This window comes from Rathayibacter agropyri (genome assembly GCF_013249015.1).
Taxonomy (GTDB): domain Bacteria; phylum Actinomycetota; class Actinomycetes; order Actinomycetales; family Microbacteriaceae; genus Rathayibacter; species Rathayibacter agropyri.
Genome location: NZ_JABRPL010000004.1, coordinates 22,249 through 41,984, shown reverse-complemented (window position 1 = coordinate 41,984; position 19,736 = coordinate 22,249). Strand labels below are relative to the sequence as shown.

Genomic DNA, 19,736 nt, shown 5'->3' with positions numbered 1-19,736 from the left:
CCATTCCGGTCTGCTCGTACTGCGGCCGACACGACGTTCAGGAGACATCATGAGCAACAGCACTCCTCCTCCCTCTACCGCCCGCGCCGGCACAGCTCCCGTCGAAACGGTGACCAGCCTCGGCGGCTCCACCGGCTCCGGCACGGCGCAGGGCACCACGGTCATCGACGACGGTGTCGTCGCGAAGGTCGCGGGCATCGCGGCCCGCGAGGTTCCCGGCGTCTACGCCCTCGGCAACAACGCCGCCCGCGCGTTCGGCGCGATCCGCCAGGCCGTCGGCGGCGCCGACCACTCCCAGGGCGTGAGCGTCGAGGTGGGCGAGACGCAGGTCGCCGCCGACGTCACCGTCGTCGTCGAGTACCCGGTCCCGATGCAGCAGGTTGCCAATGCCGTCCGCGCGGCCGTGGCCAGCGCGATCACCGAGCTGGTGGGCATGGACGTCGCCGACATCAACATCGCGATCGTCGACGTGCACATCCCCGGCGACGACAAGTCCGACAAGGACGACGAGTCGACCGAGAGCCGCGTCCGATGAGCGGCTTCGGCGACTCCTCCCGCCCCACCGCCCCCGGCGGACGCAGCACCGTCCTCGGTGTCGCGATCGGCGCGATCCTCGCCTTCGCGGCCCTGCTCTTCGGCTTCTGGGGCTTCGTGCTGACGGCCGTGTTCATGGCCCTGGGCGTCGCGCTCGCCCGGGTCGCCGACGGCTCCCTCGACGTGCGCAGCCTCGTGGACGTGTTCCGCGGCCGCACGACTTCCCGCTAGGAGTCCTTCGTGACCGCTCTCGACACGCGTCCCGCCTCGCCGGTGGCGGGCACCGTCACCATCACCACCCGCTCGATCGAGCGCGCGGCCGTGGCGATCGTCCACGAGGAGCTGGGCGTCGAGGTCTCTGCGATCCGCGTCCGGCTGTCGGATGATCGCGGCGGCCTCGCGCTCGCCATCACCGCTCCCGTTGTCCTTGAGGAGGCGACCGGCGACCCTCTGCTCGATCGCCTTCACCGCGACCGCTCCCGCATCGCCTCTCGGATGCAGGTACTTACCGGCCGAACCGTCACCCGGGTCGACATCCGGGTCACGGGCACCCGCGCTCGAACCACGAGGAGAGTCGCATGAGTCCCGCACGCGCCGCCCGCGACGCCGAGCCCCGCGCCCGGTATCGCCGCTACCTCCGCCGTGAGACGCACAGTTCCCGCTCGGCCGCGCAGATCATTGTGCTGGTGCTCATCACACTCGTCGCCGCCTATGTCGGTACGGAGGCAGTGCTCGCCGTGCTCGGCGTAGCCCCGCTCCTGCTTGCCCCGTCGGCACTGCTCAGCGCCCTCGTCTCGGTCGCGGCGCTGGCTCAGCCGGCCCTGATCGGTGTGGCTGTCACCGCGGGGATCCTCGCGCTGATCCTCCTGGTGCTTGCTGTAGCACCGGGAGCCCGCGCCAGGCACACCGTCGAGGACGACCGGCTCGCGGTCGTGGTCGATGACGGCGTCATCGCCTCCGCACTCGCGCGGACAGCGCGCACCGCCGCCCACTCACGACGCGAGGACACCCGCGCCTCTCTCGGACGGCGCACCGCGCTGGTCGAGGTGACTCCCGCCTCCGGCATCGCGGTCGACCGCGATCTGGTGCAGAAAGCGGTCGACGAGGAACTCGCCCGCATCGCGGCGGCACCCGCCACCCGCGCCACCGTCCGCGTCTCCGACTCCGGGAAGATCTGATGACCACGAGCAACCGCTTCGTCAATCGCCTCGTTCTGCTCGTGACGGGCCTCCTGCTCGCCGCGGTCAGCGCAGGCGCCGTCCTGATCGCCGTCTCGCAGCCGGTACGCGACGCCGTCTCGTCCTTCGGCGAGGGCCAGGGCGCCGCGCTCGCCTCGCGGATCTCGCCCGGGCGGGGCACGGCCTGGAACGACGGCGCGGCCCTGTGGCCGCTGTACGCGATCATCGGCATCTGCCTCCTGGGGGTCGTCCTCGCGCTGGTGCTGATGTTCGCGCACGGTCACGGCCGCGTGAACACGGTGCTCCGCGACGAGTCGGACGAAGGCCCCGCGGGCGGGATCGAGATCGCCACCGGCTTCGCCGAGGACGTCCTCGAGAACGCGCTTGCCGGTCGCTCCGAGCTGCTCGACGTCACGGTCTCCGCCTACCGTCACGGCTCGGACACCGCGCTGAAGGTGCGGGCACTGCCCCGCGCAGGAGTTTCGCCGCGTACCGTGATCGACGCCGTGCACCGAGAGGTCGAGGCTCTCGACACCCTGCTCGGCGCTCGCCTGCCCGTCGTGCTCGAGGTCGCCTCGAGCGCACGCGCCGGCTTCTCCAAGGAGGACCGGGTCGCCTGAACCGGCCGTGAGTCTTCCCGTCATCCGCCGGTGGACGACTCGATCGCCCGAGAGGGGTCGTCACCGCTCGGCGGAGGCGGCCCCCTCTGCCGTCTCGGTGAGAGCGCCGCCTCGGTCAGACGCCCCAGAACATGATCCGCCGGGCCGAGGCCGCGTCGACGCTCTGGTCGTGATTGTTCATGGTGTGCGACGAGTACAGGATCGTGCCGCCGACAACGCGCGTCACGACGCCCGTGTGGTCCCAGTCCCCCGAACCATCCCAGTCGAACTGGACGATGTCGCCGGGCTTCACCCGGCTCCGCTCCGTGTTGGCGATCGGCGTCGCCCGTTCGGGATGCGCGGCGAGGTAGGAATTGAACGCCGTCGACGATGCCCAGGCCGAGCTGTAGCCACTGGTCGAGGAGTAGTTCCACTCGCCGTCCATGTTCCAGCCGCGCGCGATCAGCGACTGCGACGTGAAGTTGACGCAGTCGTTCCCCGGGATCACGCCGTACTGGGCGGAGTTGTAATCGCTCCAGTAGGTGCCGAGGTAGTCGAGCTGCGAGGCGAGGCGGCTGGCGTCGAGCGCGGCCTGCGCCTTCGCTGCCTCGATTGCCGGGTCGGGCGTGTACGCGAAGGTGATCGCGGAGGCGACGACCTTGGTGCTCGCGAGGACGCCCGTTGCGGCTTCGCTCGGTGTCTGGGTGGGAACGGCGAGATCGGTCGACACGGCGGCGGATCCCTCCGCCGCTCTTCTGTCGACCGCCGGCTGCACGCTGTCGGCGGGAGCGCCATCGACGGTCACAGCGGCAGCGGAGTCGGTCACGGCGTCGAACCTGACCGGCTCACCGTGTGCGTCGAAGAAGGCCACCGGCACGACGCCCTCGGCCTCCTCGGCGGCCGGCGGCGCGGTGACCGTGATCTGGTCGGGGTTCTCGACTGCGACGCTGCCCTCGGCCCCGCCGAAGCGGACCGTGGCGACAGCGTCGAGGTTCGAGCCTTCGAGCGTGACGCTCGTGCCGCCCGCGACGGTTCCCGAGGTAGTCGAGACCGCGCTCAGCACGACCCGCGACGAGCCGGTGATCGCGGGGAGCACTGCGACGCTGGTCGGCGACGGGGACGCGGACGGCGCTGCGGGCGCGGACCGCGCCCAGGGCGCGGCTCCCACGGTCAGGCCGAGATTGGAGGCGACGGCCACGACGACGAGTCCGCCCGAGACGGCGAGCGCCACCGTCCGCCGCGACGGACGGACGAAGGACGACCCGCGCCGGTCGAAGGGTTCGGTGTGTGCGCGGTGGCGCTCTGCGGCGCGGCGGTTGCGGCGGGAGTCGAAGGCGGCTTCTCCCGCGGGGCGCTGCGGAGTGGGCGCTTCGCTCTCGGGAGCGACTGCGCGCGCGGCGGCGACAGGAGGAGCCGTGGTCACCCTGGGGGCGGCGGAGCGGATCCGGCCCTCGCGCTCGCGAGCTTCGCGGCGAGTGAGCGGCGGAGCCGCGGCGGGAGTGTCATCCGGGCGAGTCGGGGTCTGGTGGAGGCCGGCGGGCGCAGAGGAGCGGATGGAGCGAGGGGGCACAGAGGAGTCTCAGGGGTTCGGTGGCACGGCAGGGGACCGAGCTCGGGAGCGGGGAAGCGGCAATGTCACGAGGCGGAGGTGGGAGACCTGTTGGACGGACCTCCGAAAGCGCTCCGAATAACAGTACGGTAACGAGTGGCGCATGTCACGTCCGACCGAGCCCGTTTCTGATCGTCCGGGCAGCTAGTCGCTGGTTCCCGGCGCATAGTCGGGCGCATCCGGAAGGCCGAACGCGCGCTCCAGCGTCTCGATTCCGGAGTCGTGCAGGTACTGCGACAGCTCCGTGCCGATGTAGCGCACGTGGTACGGCTCCGACTCGTAGCCGGTGATGGGAGTGGACTCGGGCTTGTAGCGCACGAGGAAGCCGAAGCGATGCGCGTTCGCGCCGACCCACTGCCCCTCCGCCGTGTCACCCCAGCAGATCTCGAGCGCACAGGCTCCCGAGGCGCCGACGACATCCACGGCCCAACCCGTCTGGTGCTCGCTGTGCCCCGGGCGCGCGCTGGTGGCATCTGCGCCCGCCTGACCACGGGAGGAAACCCAGCCGGAGTAGACGGAAACCTGCGTGTCGTAGGACCGATAAGCGCTCTGCACAGCCAGGGCGAGGCCAGCCTCGGCACTCGCGGCCGTGAACAGCGCAACGAGAGCATCGGCGGTCGCCTTCCGCATCGGCTGACGGTTCACGAAGGACACGTCGGGGACGGTCAGATCGGCGGGGACGTAGTCGACAGGCGACAGCGTTCGCAGCTTGTTGACGACGACCCAGATGCTGTCAGGATCGTCGATGGAGTGGGCTGTGAGGTCGAATCCGGGCGTGGGGGTCGCGACCGGTTCCGCGGTCGGCGCCGGTGTCTCCGAAGCGTTCGAGGCGGGACCACTCGCCGCTGCGGCAGTGGGTGATCCCGGCACGGTGGGCGAGCGTCGTCCGCTGCCAAAAGCGGCTCCGACGCCGATAGCGGTGACGCCCGCGGCGACCGCGACTCCCCCGATCACCAGGGCGCGGCGGCGGACGGGGCGCCCGCCGGTCGGCTCGTTCTCGTTCATCGTCATCCTCCGAGCCTAGACAGCGAGGTCTGTCCCCCGTGGACGTCACCGGACGCGGAAGACGGATGCACCGACCCGCGATCCTGTCCACCCGTCCCCCTCCACGTGCGTCTTGCATATCCTCTTAGGATTCACATAAGCGAACCCCTAGCTTGGGTGACATCCACGGCCCCGCGCCCGCCCCCTTTCGGCCGCGCGACCCCCACGGGACCGTCGACGAGAGGACTCCATGCTCCGACCCCGCCACGCTCCGTCCGTTCCTCTCCTCGCACTCGCGCGCACCCTCGACGTCGAGAGCGACAACGCGCCTACCACCGCGATCACCGGAGTGACGCTGATCGCCTCCGACGTCGAACCAGGAGACCTCTTCGTCGCCCTGCCCGGCGCATACCGCCACGGCGCCGACTTCGTGGAGCAGGCGGTGTCCCGAGGCGCGGTTGCGGTGCTCACCGACCCCCTCGGCGAGAGCGCCGCGCGCACGACCGGCCTGCCCGTCCTGGTGGTGCCGGAGCCGCGCTCCCGTCTGGGCGCCATCGCCGCCGCCGTGTACGGAACCGCCGAACGCTCCCCCGTGCTCTTTGGCGTGACCGGAACCAACGGCAAGACCTCGACCGTGCACATGCTCGAGGGCATCCTGCGCCAGCTCGGCGTGGTTCCCGGCCTGAGCTCCACGGCCGAACGGCACATCGGTGACACGTCCGTGACCAGCGGCCTGACTACTCCCGAGGCCACCGAGCTGCACGCTCTCGTCGCCCGCATGGAGGAGGAGGGCGTCGGCGCCGCCGCCATCGAGGTCAGCGCCCAGGCCCTCACCCGGCACCGCGTCGACGGCGTCGTGTTCGATGTCGCCGGATTCACCAACCTGAGCCACGACCACCTCGACGACTACGGAGACATGGACACCTACTTCGGCGAGAAGGCGCAGCTGTTCCAGCCCGATCGCGCCCGTCGTGCTGTCGTCTCGCTCGACTCCCCTTACGGCGAGCGGATCTGTGCCGTGGCCGGAGTGCCGGTGACGACCATCGCCTCCCTGCCTGACGTCGATGCGGACTGGCGGGTGAGCGTGCTCGCGCAGGAGTTTGGCCGCACGCGCTTTCGGATGGAGAACCGCGAGGGACGCGCCATCACGACATCGGTGCCGATCATCGGCGCGCACATGGCTGCCAATGCCGCGCTCGCTATCGTGATGCTGATCGAGGCGGGCTGGCCGATCGGCGAGATCCGAGCCGCGCTGCACCGTGACGGCGGAGTCGATGCTTCCCTTCCCGGCCGCACCGAGCGTGTTTCCGGCGAGCGCGGGCCGACCGTGTACGTGGACTTCGGCCACAGCGCCGACGCGTTCCAGCGCACGCTCGAGGCGGTCCGACAGGTCACCCCTGGCCGCGTGATTATGGTGTTCGGTGCCGACGGCGACCGCGACGCCCTCAAGCGCCCCGCTATGGCCGAGGCGGCGGTGACAGGAAGCGACATTCTGGTCGTCACCGACCACCATCCCCGCTTCGAGGATCCCGTCGCCATCCGGCGCACCCTCATCGACGCGGCCCTCGCGGCACGCCCCGACGCGCATGTGCACGAGGTCGACGATCCCAAGCGCGCCATCCGGGTCGCGGTCTCGCTCGCACGCGAGGGCGACGCCATCCTCTGGGCGGGCCCGGGCCACCAGAACTACCGCGACGTCCTCGGGGTGCGCACGCCTTACTCCGCTCGAGCGGAGGCGCGCGCCGCGCTGCGCGAGGCCGGCTGGGCCGACGAGGCTGTCTCGGTGCGCGTGTGACGGATCGGGGACCTGAGATCCTGCTCAGGCTCGCCGGAAGCTCTGCCTGGAACCTCGCACAGGATGTAAGTTTGCGCAGCACGCAACGTTTGCGGCGGATCGCCGTGCCTGGACGCGTCCGCCAGACAAGGGGACCACCGTGGCTGACTCCGCCTCCACTCCACCCGCTGCGACACCGACGCCGTCCGGCGCCATTATGTCGCACCGGCAAATTCTTTTCGTGATCTTCGGCCTGATGGCGGGGATGTTCCTCTCCTCGCTCGACCAGACGATCGTCGGCACCTCCATGCGCACCATCGCGGACGACCTCGACGGACTTTCGCAGCAGGCATGGGTGACCACCGCGTACCTGATCGTCTCGACGATCGCGACTCCCATTTATGGGAAGCTCTCGGACATCTTCGGACGTCGACCGCTGTACCTGATCGCGATCGTGCTGTTCCTGATCGGATCGACGCTCGCTGGCTTCTCGACCTCGATGCTCGGGCTCGCGGGCTTCCGCGCCGTGCAGGGACTCGGTGCCGGCGGCTTGATGTCGCTCGCCCTCACCGTGATGGGCGACATCCTCCCCCCGCGCGAGCGTGCAAAGTACCAGGGCTACTTCCTGGCCGTCTTCGGCATTTCGAGTGTCGTCGGCCCGCTCATCGGCGGCCTGCTCGCCGGCACTCCTGAGATCCTCTTCATTACCGGCTGGCGGTGGGTGTTCCTGATCAATCTTCCGATCGGCGCCGTCGCACTGTTCATCGTGGTGCGCTTCCTGCACCTGCCTACGCCCGCCGGGAAGCGCTCGGTGCGGATCGATTGGTGGGGAGCGTCGCTCGTCATCGTCGCCGCCGGTCCGCTCCTGCTGATCGCCGAGCAAGGGCGTGAGTGGGGCTGGGGCTCGCCGATCGCATGGGTCTGCTACATCGTCGGCGCGCTGGGCATTATCGGTTTCATCGCGGCCGAGCGGATGATGGGCGACGACGCGCTGATCCCGCTCAAGCTCTTCCGCTCGCCCACCTTCTCGATGGCGACCGTGCTCGGTGTGCTGGTCGGCTTCGGCATGTTCGGCGGCATGATGGCGATCCCGCTGTACCTGCAACTCGTCAACGGTGCGACTCCGACCGAGTCCGGCTTCCTGATGCTGCCGATGATCCTCGGCCTGATGATCGCCTCGATCGTCTCGGGCCAGATCATCTCGCGCACGGGTCGCTACCGCGCCTTCCCGATCGTGGGCACCTTCCTGATGTCGGCCGCTTTCTTCTCTTTCACCTTCGTGACGATCGACAAGCCGGTGATCTTCATGATGGGCGGCATGCTGCTGCTGGGCCTTGGCCTCGGCCAAATGATGCAGACGCTGACGCTCGCCTCGCAGAACTCGGTCGACGTGGCGAACATGGGAGTCGCGACCAGCGCCTCGACGTTCTTCCGTCAAATTGGTGGGACGCTGGGCACCGCGGTGATCTTCTCGGTGCTCTTCAGCCGCATCCCTGAGACCATTGGCTCGGCCTTCAAGAACCCGACGATCGCGGCGGATCTGCAGCGCGCCGCCACCGACCCGGCCGTCATCGCTGACCCCGCCAATACGGGGATCCTGAAGCTCCTGCAGTCGCAGGACACTGCGGCGATCGGCTCGGCGCTCGACGGCGACACCTCGTTCCTGAACACCGCCGACCGGGCGCTCTCGGCCCCGTTCCTGACGGGCTTCAATGACGCCACGGTCACGGTGTTCCAGGTCGCGCTCGGAGTCGTGCTGCTCGCCTTCGTACTCTCCTGGTTCCTCCGCACGCCGCCTCTGCGAGCGAAGTCGGCGATGCAGGAGGCGCACGACCTCGCGAACGAGGACACCGCTGCACAACTGCGCCGGACGGATCCGCAGCTCGCCGCGCGCGCCGGAGCCGACCTCGCCGCCGGGAGCATCGAGCCCGACATCCGGACCGACTCGGTGCGGACGCTGCCACCCCGCGAGGGCGCCTGACCTCGGTCGAGCACGCCCCGCACGCTGGTCACGCAGCCGGTGTCTCAAGCCCCACGCCACCGAGACACCGGCTGTGCCGTCGAGGCGCCGCGCCTCCCGCGGCACCTCGACGGCAGCAGGCCGCCTCGACTCACCTGCACCGTCATCCCGCGCAAGAGAGCGCTCCATCGACGCCCTAGACTGGTGGGACAGCCGCCGAAGGAGTCCGCAATGAGTGCCGCCAGCATCCCCTCCCCCGTGAGCCCGATCCTCGCGGAGCAGACCGCGAGAGCCGAGCGACTGGCCGTGCGCGACTGGCCCGCCGGGTTCCTTTGGGGCTCCGCTACCGCCGCCGCGCAGATCGAGGGCGCTGGCCACGAGGCGGGCAAGCAGGACAGCATTTGGGATGCGTTCTCCCGCGTTCCCGGCGCGGTCGCGAACGGCGACACTCCCGAGGTCGCGGTCGACCACTACCACCGCATGCCCGCGGATGTGCAGCTGATGAAGGAGTTGGGACTCGGCTCTTACCGCTTCTCCGTGAGTTGGTCGCGCGTCAAGCCTGGCGACCGCTCGGTGAACTCGGAGGGTCTCGACTTCTACTCCCGCCTTGTCGACGAACTTTTGGGCGCGGGCATCCTGCCGTGGCTGACGCTCTACCACTGGGATCTGCCGCAAGCGGTCGAGGAAACCGGCGGTTGGGCGAACCGCGACACGGCGGAACGCTTCGGGGACTACACCGAGGCCGTCTACGAGAGCCTCGGCGATCGCGTCCAGCACTGGACCACCTTCAACGAGCCCTTCTGCTCGACCCTCCTCTCGTACGGTGCGGGCGTGCACGCTCCCGGCGTGATCTCGCAGCAGAAGGCGCTGGCCGCCGTGCACCACACCCACCTTGCTCACGGCCTCGCCGTCTCGACGCTGCGGCAGCTCGGCGCGCAGAATGTGGGCATCACGCTCAATCTGTCGAACGCCGTACCGGACGACCCGGAGGATGAGGCCGACCTTGAGGCCGCGCGCCGCTTCGACGCACTGCAGAACCGTCTCTTCCTCGACCCGCTGCTGCGCGGCGAGTACCCCGAAGACCTGCTCACGGACGTCGCGGGCCTTGGTCTCGACGAACTGATCATCGACGGCGACCTCGACCTGATCTCGCTTCCGCTCGACTTCCTCGGCGTGAACCATTACCACGACGACAACGTCTCGGCGCATCCGCTGCCCGCCGGCGCCGAGGACTTCGCGCAGGCCACCGACCGCGAGGTGGGCTCCCCCTGGGTCGGTTCGGAGTTCATTACCTTTCCCTCGCGCCATCTGCCTCGCACGGCAATGGACTGGGAGGTGCACCCGGACGGGCTGCGCTACCTGCTCACCCGACTCGGCCTCGAGTACGAGAACCTCCCTCCGCTGTACGTGACCGAGAACGGAGCCGCCTATGACGACGCTGCCGTCGAGGGCCGCGTGCACGATGCCGACCGCACTCAGTACGTGCTCGACCATGTGGAGAAGGTCGCCGATGCGATCGACCAGGGCGCCGATGTGCGCGGCTACTTCGTCTGGTCGCTGCTGGATAACTTCGAGTGGGCCTGGGGCTATGAGAAGCGGTTCGGGATTGTCCGCGTCGACTACGAGTCGCAGGAGCGCCTCGTGAAGGACTCGGGCCTCGTTTTCGCGCGCCTGATCGGCGGCAGCGCCGCGGCAGCGCTGGACTAAGCCGTGCGCGAGGGATCGGGCATTCGCCCAGGGGGTCGCTCTCCCACCCTCGAGATGGTCGCAGCCCGAGCGGGCGTCTCGCGGGCGACGGTCTCGCGAGTCGTCAACGGAGCACCGCAGGTCGCAGCCGACATCGTCGCTGCCGTCGAAAAGGCGATCAGCGAGCTGGACTACGTGCCCAACCACGCGGCGCGGATGCTCGCCTCGCGGCGCACGCACTCGATCGCGCTGATCGTGCCGGAATCGACGGCCCGCGTCTTTGCGGACCCGTTTTTCGCGGCCATCGTGCAGGGCGCCGCGATGCGCCTCGCCGACACCGACTACACGCTCTCGATGCTGATCGCCTCCGAGACGGGCGGAGAGAAAACCCGTCGCTACCTCCTCGGCGGCAACGTCGACGGCGCGATCGTCGTGTCGCACCACTCCGGCGACCACTCCTACGCGGCGCTCTCGGACTCGCTGCCGATCGTGTTCGGCGGCCGCCCCCTCTCGCCCGAGGAGCGCGGCTCGTATTACGTCGACGTGGACAACGCCGACGGAGCAGCCGTTGCGACAGCACACCTGATCGAGCGTGGACGGCGGCGCATCGCAACCATCGCCGGGCCGGCCGACATGCCTCCCGGGGTCGACCGGTTGATCGGCTGGCGCAGAGCGCTCTCGGACGCCGGCCTCGATGACGACCTGGTCGAGTGGGGCGACTTCTCGCCAGGTAGTGGCACGGCGGCGATGCGCCGCCTCCTCGCGCGTGACCCCTCGATCGATGGCGTCTTCGCGGCGAACGACCAGATGGCCGTCGGCGCGTACGCTGCGCTGCGCGAGGCCCAGCGCCGCATCCCCGAGGACGTCTCGGTCGTCGGCTTCGACGACGACCTGTTCGCCCGGAACGCAGTGCCGGCGCTGACGACGGTCCGTCAGCTGCCCGTCGAGCTCGGCGCGCGCATGGCCGAACTGCTGACGGCTCGGATCGAGGGCTCGCCCGTCGATCACCGCACGCTGATGCCGACGACGCTCGTCGCGCGCGCCAGCAGCTGACGCGGACATCCGCTCGGCGTTTCGACGCACTGCCGCGCCGCGAGTGTCCGAAAGTTGTCGCACTCGGCGCCGAGTGCGACAACTTTCGGACACTCGGCGCGGCGATGGTGATCCACCCATCACGCTCTCCACCCGTGGGCCGTCAGGGCGGCCCGAATCTCGGCGACGGTCCTCGCGCGGCCTCGGGTCAGGCCCTCGGCCCGGACGACCACGACGATCCAGCCCGCGAGCTGCAGCGCGAGGAGCCGTTCCCGATCACGTGCGAACTGAGCGTCATCCGTCCGGTGCTGCCCGCCGTCGTACTCGGCCACCACTTTCCACCGCCGGAACACCACGTCGCCGATGGCGAGGAGTCGACCGTCGACCCGAATCTCAGCGTTCACTTCGGGCTCGGGGAGCCCTGCCCGCAGGACGAGTGACCGCAGCCACGACTCCTTGCGCGAGGCGGCCCTCGTCGAGGCGAGCCGCAGTGCGACAACGAGCCCTCGACGCCCCCGGCCCCGATGCGTCGCGAGCCGCCCTTCGAGCTCGCTGAAGGTGGCGAACGGGCGGGGATCGTCTCGGCGGGGGCGCCGCGGCACGAAGAGGAAGTAGTCGGTGGCGGCGAGCAGATCACGATCCGAGAGCATGGGGGCCAGGGCGATCCAGGTGGACGCTGCACCCGTGATCCGCAGGCCCTGACGCTCCACAGCGTCACGATCTGTGGCGCCGAGCGTGTGACCGATCACACCCCGCGTCCGCGGGGGTCGATGAGGCGGCTGCGCCGAAACGTGGATCGGATCGTCCTCGAGAGGCGGCAAGGGGAGCGGAACTCCCCACGCATGCGCCGCGGTCAGGTGCGAGAAGAGCTGCCAGGGGCGGAGCCGAGGGACGTACGCCGCGGCGCGCTCGAGATGCGTGACCGGAGTGACGCGGGTGCGGACGCCGTGGAAGGGCTGGGCCAAGGCCGGGGAGCGAAGCTGCGCATCCGTCGCCCCGGCGCGCAGGGCGGCGCGTCGGCTGAAGGCGCTGAGGTCGGTGCTGGACATGCCGCCAGCCTGGACGGCACGGGAGCATCGCGGGCCTCGTCCCGGTACTTCTGGGGACAGTTGCTGCATTCACCGCCTGTGGAGGAAGCATCCGAGCACCACTGTCCAAAAGTTGTCGCACTCGGCGTCGACTGCGACAACTTTTGGACAGTGGAACAACTTTTGGACAGTGGAACAACTCTTGGACAGTGCAGAGACGCAGAGGTCAACAGACGCAAAAACCCCGCGATCTCAGACGAACAGCGGTCCTGGCTCAAAGCCCGCGAAACGCCGGCGCATGACCGCGATCGCGTCGACGTGCTCATCGATGAGCACGAAGCGCCGGCCGAGGGCATACGCCGCCGCGCCGGTCGTCCCCGAGCCTGCGAAGAAGTCGAGCACGGCATCGCCCTCACGGCTCGACGCCTGCACGATGCGGCGGAGGATCCCCTCCGGCTTTTGCGTCGGGTAGCCCGTCTTCTCGCGGCCGGTTGGCGAGACGATCGTGTGCCACCAGACGTCCGTCGGCCGCTTCCCGCGCTCGGCCTTTTCGGGCGTGACCAGGCCGGGGGCCATATACGGCTCACGGTCGACGGCGGCGGAGTCGAAGTGGTAGCCGCGCGGATCCTTCACGTACACGAGGATCGTGTCGTGCTTCGTCGGCCAGCGCCGCGTCGCCTTCGCCCCGTAGTCGTAGGCCCAGATGATCTCGTTGAGGAAGGACTCGCGGCCAAAGAGCGCGTCGAGCAGCACCTTGGCGTAGTGCGCCTCGCGGTAGTCCAGGTGCAGGTACAGCGTTCCGTCGTCGGCGAGGAGGCGCCACGCTTCGGCCAGGCGCGGCTCGAGGAACGACCAGTAGTCATCGAAACGGTCGTCGTAGCGGAGCAGGTCGCCGCGGATCCGCTCGTAGCTGCGGCCTTTGAAGCCCGCGATCGTGCCGGTGGCGGAGCGCACGGAGGTGGTCGAGGTGCGCACCTGCGCACGCCCGGTGTTGAAGGGAGGATCGAGGTACACGACCGTAAAGGCCCCGTCGGCGAGCTGCGGCAGGACCTCGAGGTTGTCGGCGTGGAACACCGCGCTCCGAGTCTCCGGGACGCCGTCCGCGATCTGGATCGTCCTGGGCACCCGGCAATTGTGCCAGTGCGCGCGGAGCCGGCGACACGCTCCGCGGTTGGCGGCGCTTGGCCGGTGCCCAGGAGGCGCCGGCGTAGAGTGGCGCGATGGTCTCAGAAGTGCGACACGATCAGGACGGTTCCCGCTACACACTGTGGGTCGACGGGGAGAACGTCGGGCTCGCCGACTACGCCGTCCGCGGCGGCGACGTCGTGTTCCTGCACACCGAGATTGCGCCGGCACATCGGCACGAGGGCCTCGGAGAAATGCTGGTCGGAGGCGCGCTCGACGACGCGCACCGGCGCTTCGGCCCGCGCATCGTCCCGGCCTGCCCGTTCGTTGCCGAGTTCATCGCCGAGCACCCCGACTACCAGGAACTCCTCGCAGGCTGAGCGGCGTCGCCCGCTTCCCCGCCCCTGCATCCGCTCGTCCGCCGCCGGGGCAGGTGCTCCCGTCGGTACCCCACCTTCAGGGGACCCGGCGCAGCCACTCCGGGGTCGAGTACTTCGTCTGCACCAGCTCCTCGGCCGCCGCGTACTCCTCATCGCTGAGGGTGCCCGGTTCCCCGCCGTGCAGTTGCACGAACGTCGCCTTCATCCGCTCGATGATCTCGGCGCGGCTGAGTCCGGTCTGGCTGCGCAGCGGGTCGACGCGCTTCACGGCGGAGGCGATGCCCTTGTCGGACAGCTTCTCGCGTCCGATCCTCAGCACCTGCACCATCTTCTCGGCGTCGATGTCATAGCTCATGGTCACGTGGTGCAGGACTGCGCCGGAGCCGAGCCGCTTCTGCGCCGCTCCGCCAATCTTGCCCGCGGGCGAGGTGATGTCGTTGAGCGGCTGATACGCCGCGTCGATCCCGAGGGACTGGAGGGCGCTGACGGCCCACTCGTCGAGGAAGGCGTAGGAGTCGGCGAAGGTCAGCCCCTGCACTAAGTCGCCCGGGACATAGAGCGAGTACGTGACGACGCTGCCCGCCTCCATGAACATCGCGCCACCGCCGGAGATGCGCCGCACCACGTCGACCCCGTACTTCGCCGCGTTCTCCAGGTCGACCTCGTTGCGGAGTGACTGGAAGCTGCCGATCACGACGGCCGGCCGGTCCCACTCCCAGATGCGCAGGGTGGGCTCGCGGCGGCCTTCGCCGACGGCGGCGGTCAGTACCTCGTCGAGGGCGAGGTGGGTTGCCGGAGAAACGGCCCCCTCGTGCACGATCTGCCAGTCGTAGTCGCGCCAGCTTGTCGCCTTCTGGAGTGAGCGCCGGATCGCGACCGCGACGGCCTCGGGGGTGAAGCCAAGCAGCACCGCGTCGCTCGGCAGGGCCTGCCGGATGGCGGCGGCAATTGACTTCGCGTCGGTCTCGACCGGAAGTCCGACCACCGCGCGGTCAATATCATCGAGCGCCGTGTCGGGTTCGAGGAAGAAGTCACCCGCGAGCCGGAAGCCCGCGAACCTTCCATCGACGACGTCGAGGTCGACGACCACGAGCTTTCCACCGGGAACTTTGTACTCGCCATGCATGACGTCAGCCTAGGCGGGCGGAGCAGGGAAGCGCGTGTGCAGCCACTCGACCAGGTCGGCCGTGACCTCGGCCCGGTTCAGCTCCTGGAACAGTTCGTGCCGCGCCTCCGGGTACACGCGCACCGACACGTCGGTATACCCGGCACGCCGGCGATAGGCGGCCGCGAGCGCCCGCACCGAGCGCTCGCCGCCGAGCGTGTCCTCGCCTCCCACCACGAGCAGCAGGGGCAACGGGTGCGCAGGCCGACGGGCAGGCCGCCCCACCAGCCGCAGCGTCTCGGCCAGTCCGATGCGCTGTACGAGCGGAGTGCTGAAGGTCAGCGGGTCGTCGTGGAACCGCTGCCACACCTCGGGGTCACGCGAGAGCCATTCGAGGCCGAGGCCGCCGACCACCCGATGGCGCTTCGCCAGGTCGCCTGCGTTCAGATAACCCGGGAGGCGGTAGGCCGTGCCGCTGAGCACCAGGGCGGCGTAGTCGGCGGAGTAGCGGTCGACGATCCGCTGGGCCATGAGCGAACCCCAGGAGTGGCCGAGCAGCACGATCGGCACGCCGGGGCTCTCCTCCCCGAGCTCGCTCGTCAGCCGACGGATCGCCGCCTCCGTCGCGCGCAAGCCGCCCGGGCCGAGCAAGCCCAGCCGGGAGGCGTCGCCACCGTGCTGCTCGAGGCCGGTGCGCCCGTGGCCTCGATGGTCGTCGGCGGCCACCGCGTAGCCCGCCGCGAGCAGCACCTCGGCGAGTTCGATGTAGCGGCCCGAGTGTTCGCCGACCCCGTGCGCAATCTGCACGATCGCCCGGGGCGACGGATGCGCCCACCAGCGGTAGTGGATCGTGACGCCGTGGGCGTCCGTGAAAATCCTGTCGACAGCATCGTCGGTCATGGTGACCAGTCTGGCCGACCGACCGCTCGCCGATCCCGGCCGCTCCGCGCGGCTCTCGCGCTCATCTCTGAGAAGATACTCACGATCGAACGGCAGACGCCATGCTCTCTCCACGGCGTCGCTAGCGTTCTACAGACGAGCGAGTTCTCCGACCGTCCCCCACCCCTTCTCGAGCGAGGCCAGCCCTGTCATGACCGTGTCGCCCCTGATCTGGACCCTGACGATCGTCTTTATCGTCCTGCTCCTGCTCTTCGACTTCTTCTTCCACGTCCGCAAGGCCCACGAGCCCACGCTGAAGGAGTCGGCCCTGTGGTCCGCGCTCTACGTCGGCATCGCCGTAGTCTTCGGCCTCGGCGTCCTTGTGTTTGGCGGGCCAACGCCGGGCTCCGAGTACTTCGCCGGCTACATCACGGAGAAGGCGCTGTCGGTCGACAATCTGTTCGTCTTCCTGATCATCATGGCGAGTTTCAAGGTGCCCCGCGCCGATCAGCAAAAGGTGCTGCTCTTCGGCATCGTCTTCGCGCTTCTCGCCCGCACAGGCTTCATCTTCCTCGGTGCCGCGCTGATTAATTCGCTTGCCTGGGTCTTCTACGTCTTCGGCCTGATCCTGCTGCTCACCGCGTTCAACCTCGTGAAGCCCGGCGACGAGCACGCCGGCGACAACATCATGGTGCGTCTCGCCAAGCGGATCTTCAAGACAAGCGACCAGTACGACGGCGATAAGTTCTACACCCGCGTCGACGGCAAGAAGGTCCTCACGCCGATGATCCTCGTCATGGCGGCGATCGGCGGGACGGACGTCCTCTTTGCCCTCGACAGCGTGCCGGCGATCTTCGGCCTCACCAGCGACGTCTTCCTCGTCTTCACGGCGACCGCGTTCTCGCTGCTGGGACTGCGCCAGCTGTACTTCCTCATCGACGGGCTACTCGACCGCCTCGTCTATCTCAGCATCGGCCTGGCCGTGATCCTCGCCTTCATCGGCGTGAAGCTGATCCTGCACGCGCTGCACGAGAACACCCTGCCGTTCATCAACAACGGCGAGCACGTGGAGGTGTTCGAGATCAGCACCGGCCTCTCGCTCTCGGTCATCATCGGCGTCCTGGTGGTCACGGTCATCGGCTCCCTCGTCAGCCCGAAGGGACGCCACATGGCCGCAGAGGCCGCGAAGCGCCGCAGCGCAGCCGACATCGACGCTCCGCACTGAGTCGTCTCGCTCCGCACTGAGTCGTCTGCATAACGAAGGCTGGGACGCCGTTTCGAGGCCGAAAAACTCGAATTCCGCGTCCCAGCCTTCGTTATGCGGCTACATCGCCCGATAGCGGTGCTCGGGGCGGCCGGTGGTGCCGTAGCTGAGGGTCATCTCGACCAGGCCGCGGCCGGAGAGACCGGAGAGATAGCGCTGGGCGGTGGCCCGCGAAATGCCGGCGCGCTCGGCAACCTCGAGTGCCGAGAGCTCGGCCCCCGACTCGGCCAGGCGCGCGAGGACAAGCTGCTCGGTCGCCGAGCGCGAAGGCTGCGCGGCCGCAGCATCACCGGAGTGCAGGATCCGCAGCGCCCGCTCTACCGCCTCCTGATCGGCCGCGCGGTCCTCGCGCAGCACGTTCCGGAACCGCACGTAGGCATCGAGGCGCTCGCCGAGTAGCCGTGCCTCGAACGGCTTGATCAGGTAGCCGAGCGCCCCCGCATGCAGGGCCCGCCGCACCGTTGCTCCGTCGGAGGCGGCACTCACCACGAAGGCGTCGGTATCGAGCTCGCGGAGCAGAGCGATGCCGCTCTGGTCGGGCAGGTGCACGTCGAGCAGCAGCAGGTCGGGCGCATGCTCGGCGACAGCCGCCCGGGCGGCACGGGCGGTATGCACCGGAGCGAGCGCGGTCAGGCCCTGCCGCGCTCCCACCAAATCCGCGTGCAGCTGCGCCACCCGGAAGTCGTCGTCAATCACGAGCACCGTGCGCTCCTGCACCGCGTCCGCGCTCACCAATCGACCCCGCCCTGCTCCGGCGGCCGGACCGACCCGGGGAGTCGCGCGCAGAGCACGGCCCCCGACTCCGCTCCACCGGCGTCTGCTAGCCACACCTCGCCGCCGCGACGGGCGGCCACCTCTCGGCAGAGCGGGAGGCCAAAGCCGCGGCCGTGCACCCGCGAGTCGTCCTCCACCGGGTCCGCGTCGGCCCGGTCGAACAGCGACTCCGGAGCGACGACCCCGTCACCCGAGTCGGCAACCGTCACGAAGAGCGCATCGCCGTCGTCCAACAGCTCAACCTCGACAAAGCGCACGTCGCGCCGCCCCTGCACCGCCGCGCGAACCGCGTTGTCCACGAGATTCCCGACAACCGTGGCGACATCCTCCGGTTCGATGACCGTGCCACGCACCAGCGTCTCCTCGCCGAGCGTCAGCAGCACACCACGCTCCGCCGCCTCGATCCCCTTCGCACCGATGAGCGCCTGGAGGTACGGCTCCTGCAGCCGGTCGGCGTGCTGCACGGGGTACTTCAGCGGACCGCGGGTCAGCACCTCATCGAGGTAGTCGCGCGCCGATCCCGTCCGCCCTGCATCGAGGAGGCCCGCGACCACGTGCAGGCGGTTCGCGAACTCGTGCCGCTGCACCTGGAGCGCAGTGGTCATCGCGCCGACCGCGTCCAGCCGGCGGCTCAGCGCGGCGAGGTCAGTGCGGTCACGGAGCACGACGACCACGCCCAGATCGCGGTCGCCACGGGTGACCCTCCGGATGTCGACATAGACGATGCGTGAGCGCACGACGAAGCCCTCCTCGCCGCCCGTTCTCGGCGTCTCAGCGGAGCGCAGGGCTGCGTCGATCGCGTCGGCCAGCGGAGTCGGCAGAGCGAGCTCGGACAGTACGCGACCGTGCAGCGCTCGACCGGTCGGATCGTCAGAGCCGAGGATCGCCGCCGCCCGCGCGTTGCAGACGCCGACACGTCCATCGCGGTCGAGCGCGAGCACTCCCTCGTCGACGCCATCGAGCACGGCCGCCTGATCCTGCACCAGCGAGGTCAGCTCCTCCGGTGCGAGGCCCAGCGTCAGTCGCAGCAGGCGGCGGCGGAGGAAGACGGACGCGATCGCCGCCAGCACCAGGCCCGCGAGCGCCGCCGCGAGGACGCCGAGGAGAGCGGCGGGCAGGTCGGTGAAGACGCTGGAACGCGCGAAGCCGATGCTGATCTCGCCGACGACCCGCCTCTCCCCCTCCGCGAACACAGGGACCTTCGCCCTCGCCGACTCGCCCAGGGTGCCGCTCCCCCAGGACACGCTCTCGCGTCCCGCCAGAGCCTCGTTGGGGCTGGTCGAGACGCGCTCGCCGAGCCGGTCCTCGTCGGGATGAGCCAGGCGGATGCCCTGGTCGTCGGTGATGACGACGAAGAGCGCTCCCGTGCGCTGCTCGACCGCGGCGGCGACGTCCTCGAGCGGACCCCGGCGCAGCTCGGCGGCGGCCGGCACGCCGGGCTCGGCGGAGGAGGCGGTGACCGCGTCGCGCACGTCGGGATCCTCGGCGACGGTGCGAGCGATGGCGAGCGCCGTCTCCTCCGCCGCACCGCGCAACTGCTGCACGCTCAGCGCGGTGACGACTCCGGCGCAGACGAGTACCGCGGCCGAGACGGTTGCAAGCTGGAGGAGGAGCACGTGGGTCGCGAAGCGCATCCGGCCTCCCCGACCTGGTCGTGCGCAGAATGCGCAGAACCCACACTATGCGCAGATGTCGCGGTAATGAGCGATACCCCGGAGCGGATCGCGGAGGTGCCTAGGGTGTCGAGCACCCCGGCCGACGCTCCGACGTCATCGATCGGCGGCACTCGACGAAGGAGTCAGTTGTGTTGGTAGTACTCGGATTC

At 69.5% G+C, this 19,736-nt stretch carries 19 protein-coding genes; 11 read left to right on the top strand and 8 right to left on the bottom strand.

Translation table 11 applies throughout. The features are described 5' to 3' along the window. Window positions 1-49 precede the first annotated feature (49 nt). The 5 genes from HRF29_RS11155 to HRF29_RS11135 are packed head-to-tail and all read left to right on the top strand — an operon-like array spanning window position 50 to window position 2,332. Window positions 50-535 carry an Asp23/Gls24 family envelope stress response protein gene (locus tag HRF29_RS11155; RefSeq protein WP_173248803.1) on the top strand — a complete coding sequence of 162 codons (486 nt, stop codon included), beginning with the start codon at window positions 50-52 and terminating at the stop codon, window positions 533-535. Beyond that, entirely contained in the window at window positions 532-765 is a 234-nt protein-coding gene (locus tag HRF29_RS11150) for a DUF2273 domain-containing protein (RefSeq protein WP_173248801.1), read from the top strand. The genes HRF29_RS11155 and HRF29_RS11150 overlap by 4 nt, the downstream gene beginning before the upstream one ends. 9 nt (window positions 766-774) lie before the next feature. Continuing rightward, on the top strand, window positions 775-1,116 hold the full coding sequence (locus HRF29_RS11145) for a hypothetical protein (protein ID WP_173248799.1): 342 nt from the start codon (window positions 775-777) through the stop codon (window positions 1,114-1,116). Further along, on the top strand, window positions 1,113-1,712 hold the full coding sequence (locus tag HRF29_RS11140; protein WP_173248797.1) for a hypothetical protein: 600 nt from the start codon (window positions 1,113-1,115) through the stop codon (window positions 1,710-1,712). The genes HRF29_RS11145 and HRF29_RS11140 overlap by 4 nt, the downstream gene beginning before the upstream one ends. Beyond that, window positions 1,712-2,332: a hypothetical protein gene (locus HRF29_RS11135; protein ID WP_173248795.1), complete on the top strand. Its 621-nt coding sequence runs from the start codon at window positions 1,712-1,714 to the stop codon at window positions 2,330-2,332. The genes HRF29_RS11140 and HRF29_RS11135 overlap by 1 nt, the downstream gene beginning before the upstream one ends. A gap of 115 nt (window positions 2,333-2,447) precedes the next feature. On the opposite strand, the gene HRF29_RS15365 is transcribed toward HRF29_RS11135, so the two are convergent. Both HRF29_RS15365 and HRF29_RS11125 read right to left on the bottom strand, forming a co-directional pair. Further along, the gene (locus tag HRF29_RS15365; RefSeq protein ID WP_173248794.1) at window positions 2,448-3,881 is read right to left on the bottom strand and encodes an amidase domain-containing protein; all 1,434 of its coding nucleotides are present in this window, start codon (window positions 3,879-3,881) and stop codon (window positions 2,448-2,450) included. A gap of 183 nt (window positions 3,882-4,064) precedes the next feature. After that, window positions 4,065-4,931 (bottom strand): M15 family metallopeptidase, encoded by an 867-nt coding sequence (locus HRF29_RS11125; protein WP_173248792.1) that lies wholly within the window; start codon window positions 4,929-4,931, stop codon window positions 4,065-4,067. A gap of 223 nt (window positions 4,932-5,154) precedes the next feature. Here HRF29_RS11125 and HRF29_RS11120 point away from each other — a divergent pair, with 223 nt between their 5' ends. The 4 genes from HRF29_RS11120 (at window position 5,155) to HRF29_RS11105 (ending at window position 11,377) form a co-directional block, all read left to right on the top strand. Then, window positions 5,155-6,699: a Mur ligase family protein gene (locus HRF29_RS11120; RefSeq protein WP_173248790.1), complete on the top strand. Its 1,545-nt coding sequence runs from the start codon at window positions 5,155-5,157 to the stop codon at window positions 6,697-6,699. 196 nt (window positions 6,700-6,895) lie between these two features. Beyond that, entirely contained in the window at window positions 6,896-8,659 is a 1,764-nt protein-coding gene (locus tag HRF29_RS11115) for an MDR family MFS transporter (RefSeq protein ID WP_173249048.1), read from the top strand. Between the two features lie 210 nt (window positions 8,660-8,869). Next, the gene (locus HRF29_RS11110) at window positions 8,870-10,345 is read left to right on the top strand and encodes a GH1 family beta-glucosidase (RefSeq protein WP_173248788.1); all 1,476 of its coding nucleotides are present in this window, start codon (window positions 8,870-8,872) and stop codon (window positions 10,343-10,345) included. Window positions 10,346-10,399: 54 nt separating this feature from the next. After that, window positions 10,400-11,377, top strand: coding sequence for a LacI family DNA-binding transcriptional regulator (locus HRF29_RS11105; RefSeq protein ID WP_173248786.1), 978 nt, complete (start codon window positions 10,400-10,402; stop codon window positions 11,375-11,377). Window positions 11,378-11,496: 119 nt separating this feature from the next. Here HRF29_RS11105 and HRF29_RS11100 read toward each other — a convergent pair whose 3' ends face one another. Together HRF29_RS11100 and HRF29_RS11095 are read right to left on the bottom strand one after the other, a co-directional pair. Continuing rightward, on the bottom strand, window positions 11,497-12,405 hold the full coding sequence (locus HRF29_RS11100) for an endonuclease domain-containing protein (protein WP_173248784.1): 909 nt from the start codon (window positions 12,403-12,405) through the stop codon (window positions 11,497-11,499). A 231-nt stretch (window positions 12,406-12,636) separates the two neighbouring features. Further along, window positions 12,637-13,509 carry a DNA-methyltransferase gene (locus HRF29_RS11095; RefSeq protein WP_425503128.1) on the bottom strand — a complete coding sequence of 291 codons (873 nt, stop codon included), beginning with the start codon at window positions 13,507-13,509 and terminating at the stop codon, window positions 12,637-12,639. 95 nt (window positions 13,510-13,604) lie between these two features. Between HRF29_RS11095 and HRF29_RS11090 the strand changes: the two genes are divergently transcribed. After that, window positions 13,605-13,889: a GNAT family N-acetyltransferase gene (locus tag HRF29_RS11090; RefSeq protein ID WP_173248782.1), complete on the top strand. Its 285-nt coding sequence runs from the start codon at window positions 13,605-13,607 to the stop codon at window positions 13,887-13,889. Between the two features lie 76 nt (window positions 13,890-13,965). On the opposite strand, the gene lplAB is transcribed toward HRF29_RS11090, so the two are convergent. Further along, window positions 13,966-15,015, bottom strand: a complete 1,050-nt coding sequence (gene lplAB / locus HRF29_RS11085) for a lipoate-protein ligase LplAB (protein ID WP_173248780.1) — start codon at window positions 15,013-15,015, stop codon at window positions 13,966-13,968. Window positions 15,016-15,024: 9 nt separating this feature from the next. Next, window positions 15,025-15,894 (bottom strand): alpha/beta fold hydrolase, encoded by an 870-nt coding sequence (locus HRF29_RS11080; protein ID WP_173248778.1) that lies wholly within the window; start codon window positions 15,892-15,894, stop codon window positions 15,025-15,027. A 190-nt stretch (window positions 15,895-16,084) separates the two neighbouring features. Here HRF29_RS11080 and HRF29_RS11075 point away from each other — a divergent pair, with 190 nt between their 5' ends. Beyond that, the gene (locus HRF29_RS11075; protein ID WP_173248777.1) at window positions 16,085-17,098 is read left to right on the top strand and encodes a TerC family protein; all 1,014 of its coding nucleotides are present in this window, start codon (window positions 16,085-16,087) and stop codon (window positions 17,096-17,098) included. A 99-nt stretch (window positions 17,099-17,197) separates the two neighbouring features. On the opposite strand, the gene HRF29_RS11070 is transcribed toward HRF29_RS11075, so the two are convergent. Beyond that, window positions 17,198-17,869, bottom strand: a complete 672-nt coding sequence (locus HRF29_RS11070) for a response regulator (protein ID WP_343043725.1) — start codon at window positions 17,867-17,869, stop codon at window positions 17,198-17,200. After that, on the bottom strand, window positions 17,866-19,545 hold the full coding sequence (locus HRF29_RS11065) for a sensor histidine kinase (RefSeq protein ID WP_173248776.1): 1,680 nt from the start codon (window positions 19,543-19,545) through the stop codon (window positions 17,866-17,868). The genes HRF29_RS11070 and HRF29_RS11065 overlap by 4 nt, the downstream gene beginning before the upstream one ends. Between the last annotated feature and the right edge of the window lie 191 nt (window positions 19,546-19,736).